Raw genomic sequence first — 15343 nt, forward strand, 5'->3', positions numbered from 1 at the left:
TCGTTTTCTCTTAAAGTTTGCGCAGGCAGAGGGTGGCGTTGTGCCCGCCGAAGCCCAGCGAGTTGGAGAGCGCATACCGCGCGTCGGATTTGCGCGCGCCCTCGGTGATGTAGTCGAGGTCGCATTCCTCGTCCGGCACCCGGTAACCGACGGTCGGGGGCAGGACCCCGTCGCGCAGCGCGAGCGCGCAGGCGATCGCCTCAACCGCGCCGGCCGCCCCCAGCAGATGGCCGGTCATGCTCTTGGTGGAGCTGATCGCCACCGTTTGGGCCGCGTCGCCCAGCGCCAGCTTGATCGCCTGGGTCTCGCAGGCGTCGTTGGGGCCGGTGGAGGTGCCGTGCGCATTGATGTATCCGATCTCCTCAGGAGCAGCTCCCGCCTCGGCCATCGCCAGCTTGAGGGCGGTCGCGGGGCCTTCGCCGGTCGGGTCGGGGCTGGTGATGTGGTAGGCGTCGGCGGTCGCGCCGTAGCCCGCCAGCTCGGCGTAGATCTTCGCGCCGCGCGCCTTCGCGTGCTCGTATTCCTCGAGCACCAGCACGCCCGCGCCCTCGCCCATCACAAAGCCGCAGCGCTCCTTGTCAAACGGGATGGACGCGCGGTCGGGGTCGGTGGCGGTGCAGAGCGCGCCCATGTTCTCGAACCCGCCCATGCCGAATTCGCAGATCGCCGCCTCCGCGCCGCCCGCCAAGGCCGCGTCGAGATGGCCGTATTTGATGGCGCGGAACGCCTCGCCCAGCGAATGCGCGCCCGAGGCGCAGGCGGTGACCACGCTGAAGTTGGCGCCCTTGAAGCCGTATTTCATGGCCACCGTGCCCGCCGCCATGTTGGCGATCATCATGGGGATGAAGAACACCGAGATGCGCCCCGGTCCCTTTTCGATGTATTTGCGGTGCTCGGCGTCGATGCTGTTCAGGCCGCCGATGCCGCTGCCGATGATGACGCCCACGCGGAACGGGTCGAGGTCCTTAAACTGGGTGCCCGCGTCGGCCATGGCCTGGTTGGCGGCCGCTACGGCGAACTGGCAGTAGCGGTCCATGCGGCGGGCGCTTTTTTTGTCGATGCCGAATGCGGCGGGGTCAAAATCCTTGACTTCGGCCGCCAGCTTGGTGGAGATCGCGTCGCTTGTAAACGAGGCGACCGGCCCGATGCCGTGCCGCCCAGCCTTCAGCGAATCCCAAAATTGTTCCACCGAGTTGCCCACGGGTGAAATCACGCCGGTACCGGTGATGACCACTCTTCTTTCCATCTGTTGCATTCCTCCCAAAAAACCGGCGATCGCCGGCGCTAGCTTTCAAAATATTGTCCTGTTGTTCCGGGCGGCGCGCCCCGCGTTGCGCACAGGGCCCGCCCGGCACTTCCAGCGGGCGTTGCCCGCTACATGGCGATGCAGCCGTCGATCACCAGCACCTGGCCGGTGATGTAGCCCGCCTCCTCGCTGGCGAAAAAGGCGATGGCGTTGGCCACGTCCTCGGGCTGACCGAAGCGGCCCAGGGCGATCTGGCCGAGCATCATTTCGCGGGTCTTTTCGGGCAGCGCGTCGGTCATGGCGGTCTGGATGAACCCGGGCGCGACTGCGTTGACAGTGATGCCCCGCCGTCCCAGCTCCTTGGCGGCGGTCAGGGTGATGCCCACCACGCCCGCTTTGCTGGCGGAATAGTTGACCTGGCCCGCGTTGCCGTACACTCCGGCCACCGAGCTCACGTTGATGATGCGGCCGCCCTTCTGGCGAATCATCACGCCGGAGGCGTGGCGGCACATGTTGAACACGCCCTTGAGGTTCACGTTGATGACCGCATCGAACGCCTCCTCGCTCATGCGGGGCAGCAGGCCGTCCTTGGTGATGCCCGCGTTATTCACCAGCACATCCAGGCTGCCGAACCGCGCGGCCACGGCCTTGACCATCTCGCCGCACTGCTCAAAGCTGGTCACGTCCGCGAGAAACAGCTCGCTTTCCGCACCCAGCGCGCGGCACTCCTGCACGGCGGCCTCGCCCTGCTCCTTCATGAATTCCAGCGCGTTGATGGCGATGTTGTAGCCCTGCGACGCCAGTTTGAGCGCCACCGCCCGGCCGATGCCGGTGGCGGAGCCGGTAATCAATGCTGTTCTTGCCATACGTAAAACACTCCTTTTATTCTGTATCCTGCGCGATGCTCGGGATCATGACCTCCACATCCACGTCGGCGTCGTAGTCCACGCCGGGGGTGGAGAACCCGAACATGCGGTAAAAATCCTCCCAATAGCCGTCCAGATCGGTGGATTCGGCCAGATTGCTGTTGTCGATCTTGCGCCACAGGGTCTCGACCTCGCGCTGCACGTCGTCGCGCATCTCCCAATCGTCGATGCGGATGAGGCCCTGCTCGTCGAGCTGCGGGTCGCCGCCGTAAAGGCGCTCGCCAAACAGGCGGCACATCTGCTCGATGCAGCCCTCGTGCAGCCCCTTTTCCTTCATCACTTTATATAGAATGGAGATGTACAGCGGCACAATGGGGATGGCCGAGCTCGACTGGGTGACCAGCGCCTTGTTGACCGAGACAAACCCCTGCACCCCGCCGAAACATTCGGTGATGCGATCCGCAGTGCGGTAGAGGTCGCGCTTGGCCTCGCCGATCGAGCCGTCCTTGTACATAGGATGGGTGAGCGCCGGCCCGATGTAGGAGTAGGCCACGGTGGTCGCGTCCAGCGCGATCGCGTCCGCGTCCTTGAGCGCTTTGATCCAGTCCATCCAGTCCTCGCCGCCCATCACCTTCACGGTGGCCTCGATCTCCTCGGGGGTGGCGGGGGACAGGGTGATCTCAGAGATTTCGTTGGTGCGCAGGTCGATGGTCTTGTTGGTGTAGGGCGCGCCGGTCGTCTTGAGCACCGATGAATAGACGGTGCCGTCGGGCATGGTGCGGCGCGGCGCGGCCAGGGAGTACACCACCAGATCCACACGGCCGAGGTCGCGCTTGATGGTTTGGATGGCTTTCTCCTTTATTTCCCGGGTAAAGGCGTCGCCGTTGATCGTCTTGGCGTACAGGCCGTCGCGCGCGGCGAACTCCTCGAACGCGGCGGTGTTGTACCAGCCCGCGCTGCCGGTGCGGCTGCCCGAACCGGGCTTGTCGAAGATCACGCCGAGGGTGGCGGCCCCCGCGCCGTAGGCCAATGCGATGCGCGAGGCCAGGCCGTAGCCCGCCGACGCGCCGATCACCAGCACCTTTTTCGGTCCTTCGATACGCGGGCGGCTGCGGGCAACTTCAATCTGCCGCCGCACCTGCTCGCGGCATCCGGCCGGGTGCGCGGTGGTGCAGATAAATCCACGGATTTTCGGTTTCACTATCATGTCGGTTGTCCTCCTCACCAGGTAAAGATCGCGGAAGCGTAGGTAAGCCCCGCGCCGAAGCCCACCAGGGCGATCCGCCGGCCGGGCTGTATCAGCCCGCCTTTGTTGATTTCATCGAGACACAGCGGGATACATGCGCTCGAGACGTTGCCGTGCTTGGCCAGGTTCACATAGACCCGTTCGGGGGGCAAACCCAGCGTCTTCACCGCGGTGTCCACGATGCGCACATTCGCCTGATGCGGCACCAGCAGGTCGATCGCCTCCACCGGCACGCCCAGCTTGTCGCAGGCCTCCTGCACCGCGTGAGGCATGATCTTCACCGCGAACTTGTAGACCTCCCGGCCGTCCATATATAAAAAATGGTTTTTCGCGTGGATAATCTCCTCATATTCCGGCGCCAGCTCCGGCTTGCGGAAGGGATTCTCGTTGACCGCCGGGCTCTTGGCGTAGAGCAGAGGTGCGCCGGTGCCGTCCGCCCCGATGACCGAGGCGAAGGGGGTGTCCGCAGCCTCCACCACCACCGCGCCCGCCGCGTCGCCAAACAGCACGCAGCTCGCCCGGTCGGTGTAATCGGTGATCTTGGAGAGCTCCTCGGCGGAGACGATCAGCACCCGCCTGACGTCGTCGAAGCAGAGGTAGCGGCGGGCCATGTCCAGCGCGTACACAAAGCCCGCGCAGGCCGCGTTAAGGTCGATGCAGGCCGCGTTTGCCGCGCCGATGCGCCCCTGGATGATGCAGGCGGCCGACGGGGTCATGTAGTCGGGCGTCACGCTGGTCACCAGGATGAGATCGATCGACAGGGGGTCGATCCCGCCGCTCTCCAGCGCGTCGCGCGCCGCCAGCTCGCCCATCAGCCAGGTGGGCTCTCCGCTCGCGATGTGGCGCTCCTTCATGCCGGTGCGCTGGCTGATCCACTCGTCCGATGTGTCCACAATCCCGGTGAAATCGTCGTTGGTGACGATGTTCCGGGGCAGATAGCGGCCGGTGGCGATAATTTTAATTCCCATAAAACGGCTCCCCCTTGATTGCTTTTCAAAAACGTGGTATTCTGGAAACGACAAATTTTGTAACAAGTGTTTCATACAGTCTGATCAAATCATAGCGCTTTTCCTCTAAACTGTCAATGAATATTTTGTGAAAACTACCGATGGTAGGCCGCCCCGCGCGGCTGGAAAGGAGCATCCCCATGGCAAATATCGCATTTTTGTTCCCCGGCACCGGGTCCCAGACGGTCGGGATGGGCCGGGAATTTTACGAGCAGTACCCCGAGTTCCGGCGTGTGTACGAGTGCGCGGGCGACCTGTTCGGGTTCGACGTGGCGAAGCTGGCGCTGGAGGGCAGCGCGGAGGAGATCTCCGGCACGGCTGTCTCTCACCGCCTGATCTACGCCATGTCGATGGGCGTCTACGAGGTGGCGAAGACCCGCCTGCCCGCGCCCGCGGCGTTCGCGGGGCATTCGCTGGGCGAGATCGCGGCGCTCACCGCCTGCGGGGTGTTCAGCGCCGAGCAGGGCTTTTTGGCCCTCAAGTGGCGCTCGCAGTATATGGAGGAGGCGGGCCGCGAGCTCTGCGGCGCGATGTACGCCATTCTGGGCAGCGCGCCCGAGGCGATCGAGGAGGCGTGCGCGCGGGTGGACGGCTTCGTGCTGCCGGTCAACTACAACTCCCCCGCTCAGACGGTGATCTCGGGCGACGCGGATGCCGCAGCCGCAGCAGCGGCCCTGCTCCAGGAGCAGGGCGCCAAGGCGGTCAAGCTGGGGGCCAGGGTGCCCTTCCACACCGAGCGGCTGCGCGGCGCGTCTGACCGCCTGCGCGAGAGCCTCGCCGCGCTCGACTACAGCCGCACCCCCTCCGCGCCCTTCTTCTGCAACGTAACCGGCGCACAGATGACCGACTTTTCCGACCTGCCCGATTATTTGGCGCGGCAGATGATCTCGCCGGTGCGGTTCACCGACGAGCTGGCCGCGATGGAGGCCGCCGGCGTGGACGCCTACCTGGAGCTCGGTCCGGGCAAGGTCTTGACAGGGCTGGTCAAAAAGACTATAAAGGGAAGGAAAGCGGCGAATATCGACACCCCGGCCGCGCTGCAAAAGGCGGCCGCGCTGTTCGGGTGAGCGCCGCATCCTGAAGGAATCGAGCGTGAGAAGATGATGAGAAAATTCGGCATTCTGGGTTACCCCCTGGGGCACACCATGTCCCCGCCCATCCACACCCGCCTGTTTGAAATGAGCGGGCATTCCGACGACTACGAGATTTTTGAGATCCCGCCCGAGCGGCTGGCGCAGGAGATGCCGATGCTGCGGGAGCTGTCGGGCTTCAACGTCACCATCCCGCACAAGGTGGAGATGCTTCCCTACATGGACCGCCTGGACGAGACGGTCGGGCGCTACCACGCGCTCAACGTGGTGGACGGGCTGCACGGCGGCCTGGTGGGCTACAACACCGACTGCTACGGCTTCCAAAAGACGGTCGAGACGATGGGCGCGTCCCTTTCAGGCAGCGTGTGCGTGCTGGGCGCGGGCGGCGTGGGCCGCATGTTCGCCATCGAGTCGGCCCGCTGCGGCGCTGAGGTCACCATCGCGGTGCGCGAGAACGCCATCGGGCTGGCACAGCGGGTGCAGGCCGACATCCGCGCGCAGACGCCGGACGCGGCGGTGCGCATCGTGGATATCTCTAAGCTGCACGCCCTGGGGGAAGAGTTTCATCTGCTCATCAACGCGACCCCGGCGGGCATGTACCCCAAGGTGGACGGCATGGCGGTGGACGCCGCGTTGCTGCCCCGCTGCGAGTACCTGTTCGATTCGGTCTACAACCCGTCCGAGACGCGGCTGATGCGCGAGGCGCGGGCCGCGGGCTGCAAGGTGACCGGCGGCATGGCCATGCTGGTGTGGCAGGCGGTCAAGGCGCACGAGATCTGGGACCATGCGCACTATGAGACGGAAGCGGTCGCGGCGCTGATCGACGAGATGGCGGCGCAGGTGGACCGGGATTTTCACTGAGATAAGGTGACCGGCGGCATGGCCATGCTGGTGTGGCAGGCGGTCAAGGCGCACGAGATCTGGGACCATGCGCACTATGAGACGGAAGCGGTCGCGGCGCTGATCGACGAGATGGCGGCGCAGGTGGACCGGGATTTTCACTGAGATAAGGGAGGCGACTGCGATGCACCGGAAAAATATCGTGCTGTGCGGCTTCATGGGCTGCGGCAAGACCACCGTGGGCCAGGAGCTGGCGTGGCGTATTTTCTACGACTTTGTGGACATGGACGAGCGCATCGAGCAGGTGGCGGGTATGACCATCCCCGAGCTATTCGCACAGAAGGGGGAGGAGGCGTTCCGCGACCTGGAGAGCAAGGTGCTCGCCGACCTGATGCAGGGGCACGGCCAGGTGATCGCCACCGGCGGCGGCGCGCTGATGCGCGAGCGCAATGTCGAGCTGGCGCGGCAGGCGGATGCAGCGATTGTGTTTGTCAACAGCGAGTTCGACCTCTGCTGGGAGCGCATCAAGGACAGCGACCGCCCCCTGGTGGCCCGCGAGGGGCGCGAGGGGCTGGAACGCCTGTTCGCCGAGCGCTACCCGGTTTACCAGAGGATAGCCGACTTCGAGGTGTTCAACCAGCACGAACCCAAGGACGCGGCCAAAGCGATCCTTTATAGTTTGATCTGATCGGATGCGCCTCATCCCACCCGCCGGGCGCCGGCGGGCGCGGATGGGGCCTTTTTTGTTCGTGAAACGAGAAAAATTGCGAAACCGGGTGTCTCCACCCGCAAAACTGTGCTATAATTGGTGCTGTCATAGCCGCCGGGCGGTTATGGCGCATGTGCCCGCCCGGCGCTGCGCCTTTTCAGATTTCTGTTTTTGGAGTGATATCAGATGAAGTTTCAACTGGCCCTGCTCGTGGGCAAGCTGCTGCGCTTTGTGGGCAAATATTTCGGCAAAGCCACCAATCTGCCCGGCGAGTGGGCCCTCAAGCTCTGCCCCGACCTGATGGGGCGGTTCCGGTTCCAGGGCAAGGTGATCGCAGTGACCGGCTCGAACGGCAAGACCACCACCGCCAACATGCTCGCGTACATCCTCACCGACCAGGGGTACAAGGTCGCCAACAACGCCAAGGGCTCCAACCTGACCGGCGGCGTGGCCACCACACTGCTGGCGGCGTCCAATTTTTCCGGCGTGATCGACGCCGACTTTGTGGTGCTGGAGGTGGACGAGCGGTTTTCCCGCCTGATTTTTAAGTTTTTCTCGCCCGATTACCTGCTGTGCACCAACCTGTTCCGCGACCAGCTCACCCGCAACGGCAACGTGGACGTGATCATTGAGAAGCTGCACGAGGCGATCAAGCCCGGCGTCAAGCTGATCCTCAACGCCAACGACCCGATCAGCGGCAGCCTCGCGCCGGACAACCCCCGCGTCTACTACGGCATGGCCAGAACCGATAAGTCGCCGCTCGACTGCCCCAACATCACCCACGACGCCAAGGTCTGCCCCAAGTGCTTCGGCCGGATGCGCTACTTCTACTATCATTACAACCACATCGGCGCGTTCACCTGCCTGTCGTGCGGGTACGCCACCCCCGAGGCCAAATATCTGGCCGACAACGTCAACTTTGAAACCGGCGATTTCACCATAGGCGGAGCGCCGGTCTACGCCGACTACCGCCCGCCGTTCAACATCCTCAATATGACCGGCGCGGTGGCGGCCTGCTGCGAAATGGGCCTGTCCCTCGAATCCGCCTGCGCCTCCATCTCCCGCTTCCGCGTGATGCAGGAGCGGTACGACGAGTTCCAGGTGGGGGACCGCACCGCGGTGATGATCCTCTCCAAAAACCAGAACCCGGTGTCGTTCGACCAGTCGATCAGCTATGTGCTGGACCTGCCCGGCGAAAAGACGGTGGTGGCCCTGGTCAACAACATCAACCACACCGGCCACCGCGACACCACTTGGCTGTACGACATCGGCTGGGAGCGGCTGCGCGGCAAGGTCGATTCGGTGGTCTGCACCGGCCCGCGCGCCTGGGATCTCACGGTGCGCCTCAAGCTGGCCGGGTTCCGCGACGACGCGGTGAAGGTGGAGTGCGACGTGCAGAAGGTAAAACCCAAGGTCGATGAGACCAAGGGGACCATCTGCATCCTCACCGAGCTGTACGATGCGAAGTCGATTCTGGAGGTGATCGGGAAATGAGCGCGAATATTCTGTGGCTGTACGACGACCTGTTGGACCTCTATGGGGATAGCGGCAACCTGCTCATTCTGTGCAACCGCCTCAAAAAGATGGGCCTAGAGCCCAAGGTCTCCCGGCTGAGCCTGGGCGATACGCTGGACTTTAACCTCTACGATCTGATCTACATCGGCCCGGGCAAGGCCAAAAACCTCGCCAAGGCCAGCGAGCACCTCGCGCCCTACGCTGGACGCATGAAGGAGGCGGTAGAGAGCGGGCGGGTGTTCTTTGTCACCGGCAATGCGCGCCTGTTGTTCGGTAAAAACTTCATCGGCTGGGACGGCAACACCTATCCAGGCGTGGGCCTGTTCGATTACACCGGCCGCGAGACCGGCAACGTGTTCATCAGCGACGTGGTGGCGAGCCCGGTGTTCGCACCGGATACCCCCGGCTACGGTTTCATCAACCGCACCGCCCACATCGACGGCAACAACGGCGACTGGCTGTTCACCCTGCGCAGCGGCGTGGGGGACAACGAGACCGAAACCGAACACGAGGGCAACCTGCTGCACAACTTTTTCGGCACCTGGCAGCTCGGTCCAGTGCTGGTGAAAAACCCGCACCTGCTCTGCGAGGTGCTGCGCCGCGTGGCGGGCGACCAGTACCGCGATCCGGACAACACCCTGGAGCAGAAGGCGCTCGACCTCACCTTGGAGGAATTCGGCCTGTGAGCGCGGGCGCGCCGCGCCGGCTGTCCACCCTGTACCTCACCGATCTGGACGGCACCCTGTTCGACGATACCCCCGGCTTGAGCGAACGCACGCGCACAATTCTCAACCGCCTGCTGGACGAGGGGCTGCTGTTCTCGGTGGCGACCGCGCGCTCGGCCGCCTCGGCGCTGGAAAAGCTGGAGGGCCTGCGGCTGCGCCTGCCGGTGGCGCTGATGAACGGGGTGTTGCTGTTCCGCACCGATACCCGCACCTATGTGGGCCACACCGCGATCGACTGCGGGACGGCGGCCCGTGTGATGGACGCGATGGAAGAATTTGGCCAGAGCGCCTATGTGTTCACCTTTGCGCAGGGGCAGCTCTACGCCAACTTCCGCGACCTGTCCACCCCGCACCAGCGGCAGTTCTGTGAGGAGCGGCGCTCGAGCGGGCTGAAGCGGTTCGAGCGGGTGGACCGGTTCCGCGACCTGCTGGGCCGCCGGGATGTGATCTTTTTCAGCGTGACCGGCGCGTATGAGGAGCTGCTGCCCCTGTGCGAGCGGGTCAGGGCGATCGGCGGCGGGCTCGATGTGCTGATGTACGAGGACTTTGTCAACCGCATCTGGTACCTCGAAATATTCGACGCGCGCGCCGGCAAGGCGGCCGCCCTGCGGCAGCTCCGGTCGATCAGCGGCGCGGAAGAGACCGTCTGCTTCGGCGACAACTACAACGACGTGGAGATGATGCGCGCGGCCGACCGCAGCTATGCGGTGGCCAACGCGGTGGACGCGGCCAGGGCGTCCGCCACCGGGGTGATCGGCCACCACTGCAGCGATGCGGTGGCGCTGTTTATCCGGGACGAATGGGAGGCGCGGACCAGATAATCGACCACAACGCAAAGGGGCCGTCCCCGGCCAATGCCGGGGACGGCCCCTGATGATATTTTTGCTGCATCCGGTCACGCGGCGGGCGCGCCCTCCGTTGAGGCCGGGTCCACCGAGGCAAGGTCGGTCTGCGGGGTGAACTCGGTGACCTCTCCGCCAACCGTCTTGTAATAATAGGTGTTGTCGTAGGGCTTAATCACCGAGGCGATCTCCTGGCCATCCAGCACAAAGCGGAAGGTGTAGTCGGCCGATACCGGCGGATTGCTGAGCGCCTCTTCGGCCAGCCGTACCGATTCGCGCTCGATTTTGCCGCCGATTTCGTCGTCGGTCATCGAGCCTTTTTCGCCCAAATCGAGGGTGACAGAGATTATCATGCGGCCGCTTTCGATTGAGGATTGAACGGCGAAATAGCTGGAGGACTTGTACTCCTCGGGTATGTTTTCGCTGACGTAGCTCAACATATCCGGCGCGGCCGAGACCAGTTCCTCCGGCGCGGAGCTGGACGGCGCCTGGGGCGTCATGTCCGCAATGGGGTAGGAGGAGCTGCTGTCCGACTGGGAGGACGGGGACTGAGAGGGCTCGGCCTTGTCGCCGCAGGCGGCCAGGGACAGCGCCATCGCAGCCGCCATCAGAAGGGCGGCGGTTTTATGGATCGGTTTCATTTTCTTGAACTCCTTCGCATGTGGAATTAGAACTGCGGGTCGGTGGTCTCCTGCTCAGGCTGGGCGTCCTCTTCCACGTTCTGCACACCGGCGTCATCCTGCTCGCAGCTCACCGGCGCGGGCTGGGCAGGCTTCTGCGGGGCGTGCTCGGCTGCGTACGCCTTGAGCGCCCGCACCAGCGGCCCGGTGGCGCGGGCCAGCAGGACGATCACAAAGACATACATAATCCCCTGGAACAGGGCCACAACATACGGTAAAAATTGCAGGGTAAAATAAAAAAGATCTTGCACGGGGCGGATACCTCCTATATAAAGTTAAGATGAATTGTCTCTTAGTATAGCACAATCTTTCCGCGGAAGAAATCGGTTGCGCGCGGAATTTGCATAAAGTTCAAAACCACGCCGCGCAAGGACGCCGGACGGCGGCGGAAAATGGGCGCAGCCCACATGCGCAAAAACTTTATGCACACAGCATTTGACAACTTTCGCCGTGCGCGCAGGTGCATGAAATTTTACGGCTTTGCCGCATCCCGCGCGGCTGTAGAACTTTTCAAAAAAAGTTTGTGAAAAATGCAAAAAATGCTTGCAATGGCGTCCGTCCCGTGCTATTATAATTAAGCGTGACTGCACAGGCACATCCAATGTGCCAGATATGCGATGATGCGGGAGGTGGCCGCCCTTTTGTGGCGGGGAATTTCCGCGGAGTATGTCCGATTTCAAACCGGGCGACCAAATACTGATAACACCACGGGGAGGCACAACGACCTCGGAGGAGGGACCCGTGTGTGGCGTATTGCGACATTTTTGCAATGTCAGGTCCCGGGGGAGCTTTGCGCCGTTAAGGAGCAGGACTCAACCGGTTTTTCCATGCCCCAATACGAAACACACGGCTCCGTGTTCAGTTTTTTGATTCGTCGTCTGCAGGCAAAATTTTAAGGAGGCGATGGTAAGTGGCAGTCAAGGAAAAAATCAGAATCAGGCTCAAAGGCTACGATCACCAGCTGGTGGACGCGTCGGCGGAGAAAATCGTTGAAACGGTGAAGCGCACGGGCGCTCGCGTTTCCGGTCCGATCCCCCTGCCCACCGAGAAAGAGATCGTCACCATCCTGCGCGCGGTGCACAAATATAAAGATAGCCGCGAGCAGTTTGAGATGAGAACCCACAAAAGACTCATCGACATTCTGCGGCCTTCCAACAAGACGGTGGAAGCGCTTCAGAGTCTTGAGCTCCCCGCTGGCGTCGAGATCGAGATCAAGCTGTAACAAAGCCCGCGGCGCTGTAAGGCGGCCGCACCCCGAACCGGATGAAGCGTGTTTTTCCTTCGTCTAGGCGGGCGGCAGAAACCAGCATTGTGACCGAACGAGAGGTCCGGCAGGTCATGTTGGCGCAGGCCAACCAATAACCGTAAGGAGGTATATGGTATGCAAAAATGCATCGTGGGCAAAAAGATTGGGATGACCCAGCTTTTTGACGAAAAGGGGAAGATCATTCCCGTCACCGTCGTAGAGGCGGGTCCGTGCGTCGTGGTCCAGAAGAAAACCGTTGAGAACGACGGTTATGAGTCGCTTCAGGTGGGCTTCGGCGAGGTTTCGGACAAACATGTCAACAAACCCCAGAAGGGCCATTTCGCAAAAGCGGATGTCGCCTGCAAGCGTCACCTCAAGGAGTTCCGCCTGGACGACTGCTCGGCGCTCTCCGTCGGCGACATCATCAAGGCCGACACCTTCGCTCCGGGCGACAAGGTGGATGTGGTGGGAACGTCCAAAGGTAAGGGATACGCCGGCACCATCAAGCGCTTCGGCAACCACTCCCTGAAGGACACCCACGGTTCCGGCCCGGTTCACCGCCATGCCGGTTCCAACGGCGCGTGCTCCGATCCGTCCCGCGTGATGAAGGGCAAGGGGCTTCCCGGCCACATGGGCGTTGAGACGGTCACCATCCAGAACCTGGATGTGGTCAAGGTGGACGCAGAGAACAACCTGATCGCGCTCAGAGGCGCGATTCCCGGCCCCAAGGGCGGAATCGTGTACCTCACAGACAGCGTTAAGGCTTAAGGGGAGGAGGAAGCATAATGCCAAAAGTGAATGTAGTAGATATGGCCGGCAAGGCCGTTGGTGAAATCACCCTTTCCGATGCCGTTTTCGGGATTGAGCCGAACAAAGCCGTCCTGCACCAGGTAGTGGTCAACTACCTCGCAAATCAGCGCCAGGGCACACAGTCCACGCTGACCAGAACCGAGGTTCGCGGCGGCGGCCGCAAGCCCTGGAGACAGAAGGGCACCGGTAACGCCCGCCAGGGCTCCATCCGCGCCCCCCAGTGGCGGCACGGCGGCATCGCGCTGGGCCCCAAGCCCCGCGATTACAGCTACACCCTGAATAAAAAGGTTAAGAGACTGGCGTTCAAATCGGCGCTGTCTTCCAAGGTCTTGGAGAATAACCTCATCGTTGTCGACAAGATCGAGCTCAACGAGTTCAAAACCAAGGCGATCGTAAACATGCTCGCAGCGGTGGGCGCCGGCAAAAAGGCCCTCATCGTGATGCCCGAGCGCGACCTCAAGGTCATCAAGAGCGCCAGCAACGTGCCGGGCGTGAAAACCGCCCTGACCAACACGCTCAACGTTTACGATATGCTCAACTATGATACCATGATCGTGGCGAAAGACGCGGTTGCAAAGCTTGAGGAGGTGTATGCATAATGAGAACGGCGCATGACGTTGTCATTAAACCGGTCATCACAGAGGCCAGCATGGCGGCCCTGCAAATGAAGAAATACACGTTCCGGGTTGCAAACGACGCGAACAAGATCGAAATTGCGAAAGCGGTGGAGGAACTGTTCGGCGTGAAGGTGAAGAACGTCAACACCATGCACGTGCGCGGCCGCTACAAGAGACAGGGCCTGCACGCGGGTTACACCCCGGCCTGGAAAAAGGCCATTGTTACCCTGACCGAGGGTTCCAAGGGAATCGAGTTCTTTGAGAGCATGATGTAACCGGCCCCTGGGCTGGTGGTAAGCCGGGGACACCCCGCCGCGCACCGAATGCAGCGCGGGCCGGCCGGAAGCGGCCGGGTCCCCACCCTATTTTACAAGGAGAGTGAAACCGAATGGCTATTAAGACCTATAAGCCGACAACCCCGGCGCGCCGTGAAATGACCGTCACCGATTACAGCGGGTTGTCAAAGGTTGCTCCGGAGAGATCGCTTACGCAGACGCTGAAGAAGAACTCCGGCAGAAACAACCTCGGCAGAATTACGGTTCGCCACCGCGGCGGCGGCGTGCGCACCAAATACCGCATCATCGATTTTAAACGCGATAAAGCCGATATCCCCGCCAAGGTTCTGACCCTGGAATATGACCCCAACCGTTCCGCTCATATCGCCCTGGTGCAGTATGAGGACGGCGAGAAGCGCTACATCCTGGCCCCCAACGGCCTCAAGGTGGGCGACACGGTCGTTTCCGGTCCCTCCGCGGATATCAAAGCGGGCAACGCCCTGCCGCTCGCCAACATCCCCGTCGGTACCTTCATCCACAACGTGGAGCTGTACCCCGGCAAAGGCGCCCAGCTGGCCCGCGCGGCCGGCATCCAGGCGCAGCTGATGGCGAAAGAGAACGGCTACGCCCTCATCCGTCTCCCCTCCGGCGAGCTGCGCAACGTCGCGATGAACTGCATGGCCACCATCGGCCAGGTCGGCAACATCGACCACGAGAACGTCTCGGTCGGTAAGGCTGGCCGCAAGCGCCACATGGGTTGGCGTCCCACCGTGCGCGGTTCTGTTATGAACCCGTGTGATCACCCCCACGGCGGTGGTGAAGGTAAATCCCCCATCGGCCGTCCGGGCCCTGTCACCCCCTGGGGCAAGCCTGCGCTCGGTTACAAGACCAGAGCCAAGCACAACCGCTCCGACAAGTTTATCGTGAAGCGCCGCAACGTGAAATAATGCGGCTTGAAAGGAGGCAGATGAAGTATGGGTAGAAGTGTTAAAAAAGGACCGTTCGTACAGCCCGCGCTGATGAAGCGTGTTCTTGAGATGAACGCCGCCGGCGAGAAGCGTGTTCTTCAGACCTGGAGCCGTTCTTCCACAATATTCCCTGATTTCGTAGGACACACATTTGCTGTCCATGACGGCCGCAAACATGTGCCCGTCTATGTGACTGAGGATATGGTGGGCCACAAGCTCGGTGAGTTTGCTCCCACGAGAACGTTCCGGGGCCACGCTGGTTCCAAGAAATCCAATACCGGTAAATAACGCAGACCTAAAGGAGGTTTACACATGGAAGCAAGGGCTTATTTAAGACATGCCCGTATTGCACCTCGTAAGGTTCAGATTGTGCTGGATTTGATCCGCAACAAGCCTGTGAATACTGCGATGGCAATATTAAAGCACACGCCTAAGGCTGCGTGTGAGCCGCTGGAGAAGCTGCTGAAGTCGGCCGTGGCCAATGCGGAGAACAACCACAACATGGATAAGAACAACCTGTATGTGGCCGAGTGCTTCGTGTGCCCCGGTCCCACCATGAAGCGCATCCGGCCCCGCGCCCAGGGACGCGCGTTCCACATTTTGAAGAGAACTTCTCACGTGACCATGGTCCTCAAAGAGAAGGAATAAGCTGAAAGGGAG

At 62.1% G+C, this 15343-nt stretch carries 19 protein-coding genes; 13 read left to right on the forward strand and 6 right to left on the reverse strand.

Annotation, left to right across the window (positions count from 1 at the left end; all coding sequences use genetic code 11):
• Positions 1-10: 10 nt before the first annotated feature.
• The 4 genes from fabF to H8711_RS04540 form a co-directional block, all read right to left on the reverse strand.
• On the reverse strand, positions 11-1246 hold the full coding sequence (fabF, locus tag H8711_RS04525) for a beta-ketoacyl-ACP synthase II (protein ID WP_249282352.1): 1236 nt from the start codon (positions 1244-1246) through the stop codon (positions 11-13).
• Between the two features lie 128 nt (positions 1247-1374).
• Entirely contained in the window at positions 1375-2112 is a 738-nt protein-coding gene (gene fabG / locus H8711_RS04530; protein WP_249282353.1) for a 3-oxoacyl-[acyl-carrier-protein] reductase, read from the reverse strand.
• A 16-nt stretch (positions 2113-2128) separates the two neighbouring features.
• Positions 2129-3319: an enoyl-ACP reductase FabV gene (gene fabV / locus H8711_RS04535; protein ID WP_249282354.1), complete on the reverse strand. Its 1191-nt coding sequence runs from the start codon at positions 3317-3319 to the stop codon at positions 2129-2131.
• A gap of 14 nt (positions 3320-3333) precedes the next feature.
• The gene (locus H8711_RS04540; protein ID WP_249282355.1) at positions 3334-4326 is read right to left on the reverse strand and encodes a beta-ketoacyl-ACP synthase III; all 993 of its coding nucleotides are present in this window, start codon (positions 4324-4326) and stop codon (positions 3334-3336) included.
• Between the two features lie 179 nt (positions 4327-4505).
• Here H8711_RS04540 and H8711_RS04545 point away from each other — a divergent pair, with 179 nt between their 5' ends.
• The 6 genes from H8711_RS04545 to H8711_RS04570 all read left to right on the forward strand — a co-directional run bounded on the left by H8711_RS04545 (position 4506) and on the right by H8711_RS04570 (position 10066).
• Complete coding sequence (locus H8711_RS04545; protein ID WP_249282356.1) at positions 4506-5432, forward strand: ACP S-malonyltransferase; 927 nt, start codon at positions 4506-4508, stop codon at positions 5430-5432.
• 33 nt (positions 5433-5465) lie between these two features.
• A complete protein-coding gene (locus H8711_RS04550; protein WP_249282357.1) occupies positions 5466-6317 on the forward strand; it encodes a shikimate dehydrogenase family protein in 852 nt (283 codons plus the stop codon).
• Positions 6318-6480: 163 nt separating this feature from the next.
• Positions 6481-6984 carry a shikimate kinase gene (locus H8711_RS04555; protein WP_249282358.1) on the forward strand — a complete coding sequence of 168 codons (504 nt, stop codon included), beginning with the start codon at positions 6481-6483 and terminating at the stop codon, positions 6982-6984.
• A 207-nt stretch (positions 6985-7191) separates the two neighbouring features.
• Positions 7192-8499, forward strand: coding sequence for a MurT ligase domain-containing protein (locus H8711_RS04560; RefSeq protein ID WP_249282359.1), 1308 nt, complete (start codon positions 7192-7194; stop codon positions 8497-8499).
• Complete coding sequence (locus H8711_RS04565; RefSeq protein WP_249282360.1) at positions 8496-9206, forward strand: hypothetical protein; 711 nt, start codon at positions 8496-8498, stop codon at positions 9204-9206. The genes H8711_RS04560 and H8711_RS04565 overlap by 4 nt, the downstream gene beginning before the upstream one ends.
• Positions 9203-10066 (forward strand): HAD hydrolase family protein, encoded by an 864-nt coding sequence (locus H8711_RS04570; RefSeq protein ID WP_249282361.1) that lies wholly within the window; start codon positions 9203-9205, stop codon positions 10064-10066. Before H8711_RS04565 ends, H8711_RS04570 begins: the two co-directional genes overlap by 4 nt.
• A 74-nt stretch (positions 10067-10140) precedes the next feature.
• Here H8711_RS04570 and H8711_RS04575 read toward each other — a convergent pair whose 3' ends face one another.
• The gene (locus H8711_RS04575; protein WP_249282362.1) at positions 10141-10728 is read right to left on the reverse strand and encodes a hypothetical protein; all 588 of its coding nucleotides are present in this window, start codon (positions 10726-10728) and stop codon (positions 10141-10143) included.
• Between the two features lie 26 nt (positions 10729-10754).
• Positions 10755-11018, reverse strand: coding sequence for a hypothetical protein (locus H8711_RS04580; RefSeq protein WP_249282363.1), 264 nt, complete (start codon positions 11016-11018; stop codon positions 10755-10757).
• 659 nt (positions 11019-11677) lie between these two features.
• Here H8711_RS04580 and rpsJ point away from each other — a divergent pair.
• The 7 genes from rpsJ to rplV all read left to right on the forward strand — a co-directional run bounded on the left by rpsJ (position 11678) and on the right by rplV (position 15331).
• The gene (rpsJ, locus tag H8711_RS04585) at positions 11678-11989 is read left to right on the forward strand and encodes a 30S ribosomal protein S10 (protein WP_092755234.1); all 312 of its coding nucleotides are present in this window, start codon (positions 11678-11680) and stop codon (positions 11987-11989) included.
• Positions 11990-12148: 159 nt separating this feature from the next.
• Positions 12149-12781 carry a 50S ribosomal protein L3 gene (gene rplC, locus H8711_RS04590; protein WP_249282364.1) on the forward strand — a complete coding sequence of 211 codons (633 nt, stop codon included), beginning with the start codon at positions 12149-12151 and terminating at the stop codon, positions 12779-12781.
• A gap of 17 nt (positions 12782-12798) precedes the next feature.
• A complete protein-coding gene (gene rplD, locus H8711_RS04595; protein ID WP_249282365.1) occupies positions 12799-13422 on the forward strand; it encodes a 50S ribosomal protein L4 in 624 nt (207 codons plus the stop codon).
• A complete protein-coding gene (rplW, locus tag H8711_RS04600) occupies positions 13422-13715 on the forward strand; it encodes a 50S ribosomal protein L23 (RefSeq protein WP_249282366.1) in 294 nt (97 codons plus the stop codon). Before rplD ends, rplW begins: the two co-directional genes overlap by 1 nt.
• Positions 13716-13828: 113 nt before the next feature.
• Complete coding sequence (gene rplB / locus H8711_RS04605; protein WP_249282367.1) at positions 13829-14662, forward strand: 50S ribosomal protein L2; 834 nt, start codon at positions 13829-13831, stop codon at positions 14660-14662.
• 27 nt (positions 14663-14689) lie between these two features.
• Positions 14690-14971, forward strand: a complete 282-nt coding sequence (rpsS, locus tag H8711_RS04610; RefSeq protein ID WP_249282368.1) for a 30S ribosomal protein S19 — start codon at positions 14690-14692, stop codon at positions 14969-14971.
• Between the two features lie 24 nt (positions 14972-14995).
• Positions 14996-15331 carry a 50S ribosomal protein L22 gene (gene rplV, locus H8711_RS04615; RefSeq protein WP_249282369.1) on the forward strand — a complete coding sequence of 112 codons (336 nt, stop codon included), beginning with the start codon at positions 14996-14998 and terminating at the stop codon, positions 15329-15331.
• Positions 15332-15343 lie beyond the last annotated feature (12 nt).

It is taken from the genome of Ligaoa zhengdingensis (assembly GCF_014384885.1).
GTDB lineage: Bacteria > Bacillota > Clostridia > Oscillospirales > Ruminococcaceae > Ligaoa > Ligaoa zhengdingensis.

What these genes read in the sequence shown, in the direction of transcription:
- H8711_RS04575 (WP_249282362.1), bottom strand. Translation starts at nt 10,728, where the DNA reads ATGAAACCGATCCATAAAACCGCCGCCCTTCTGATGGCGGCTGCGATG.
- H8711_RS04545 (WP_249282356.1), top strand. Translation starts at nt 4,506, where the DNA reads ATGGCAAATATCGCATTTTTGTTCCCCGGCACCGGGTCCCAGACGGTC.
- fabF (WP_249282352.1), bottom strand. Translation starts at nt 1,246, where the DNA reads ATGGAAAGAAGAGTGGTCATCACCGGTACCGGCGTGATTTCACCCGTG.
- rplD (WP_249282365.1), top strand. Translation starts at nt 12,799, where the DNA reads ATGCCAAAAGTGAATGTAGTAGATATGGCCGGCAAGGCCGTTGGTGAA.
- fabG (WP_249282353.1), bottom strand. Translation starts at nt 2,112, where the DNA reads ATGGCAAGAACAGCATTGATTACCGGCTCCGCCACCGGCATCGGCCGG.
- rplV (WP_249282369.1), top strand. Translation starts at nt 14,996, where the DNA reads ATGGAAGCAAGGGCTTATTTAAGACATGCCCGTATTGCACCTCGTAAG.
- rplC (WP_249282364.1), top strand. Translation starts at nt 12,149, where the DNA reads ATGCAAAAATGCATCGTGGGCAAAAAGATTGGGATGACCCAGCTTTTT.
- H8711_RS04555 (WP_249282358.1), top strand. Translation starts at nt 6,481, where the DNA reads ATGCACCGGAAAAATATCGTGCTGTGCGGCTTCATGGGCTGCGGCAAG.
- H8711_RS04550 (WP_249282357.1), top strand. Translation starts at nt 5,466, where the DNA reads ATGATGAGAAAATTCGGCATTCTGGGTTACCCCCTGGGGCACACCATG.
- rplB (WP_249282367.1), top strand. Translation starts at nt 13,829, where the DNA reads ATGGCTATTAAGACCTATAAGCCGACAACCCCGGCGCGCCGTGAAATG.
- fabV (WP_249282354.1), bottom strand. Translation starts at nt 3,319, where the DNA reads ATGATAGTGAAACCGAAAATCCGTGGATTTATCTGCACCACCGCGCAC.
- H8711_RS04540 (WP_249282355.1), bottom strand. Translation starts at nt 4,326, where the DNA reads ATGGGAATTAAAATTATCGCCACCGGCCGCTATCTGCCCCGGAACATC.
- H8711_RS04560 (WP_249282359.1), top strand. Translation starts at nt 7,192, where the DNA reads ATGAAGTTTCAACTGGCCCTGCTCGTGGGCAAGCTGCTGCGCTTTGTG.
- rplW (WP_249282366.1), top strand. Translation starts at nt 13,422, where the DNA reads ATGAGAACGGCGCATGACGTTGTCATTAAACCGGTCATCACAGAGGCC.
- rpsS (WP_249282368.1), top strand. Translation starts at nt 14,690, where the DNA reads ATGGGTAGAAGTGTTAAAAAAGGACCGTTCGTACAGCCCGCGCTGATG.
- H8711_RS04565 (WP_249282360.1), top strand. Translation starts at nt 8,496, where the DNA reads ATGAGCGCGAATATTCTGTGGCTGTACGACGACCTGTTGGACCTCTAT.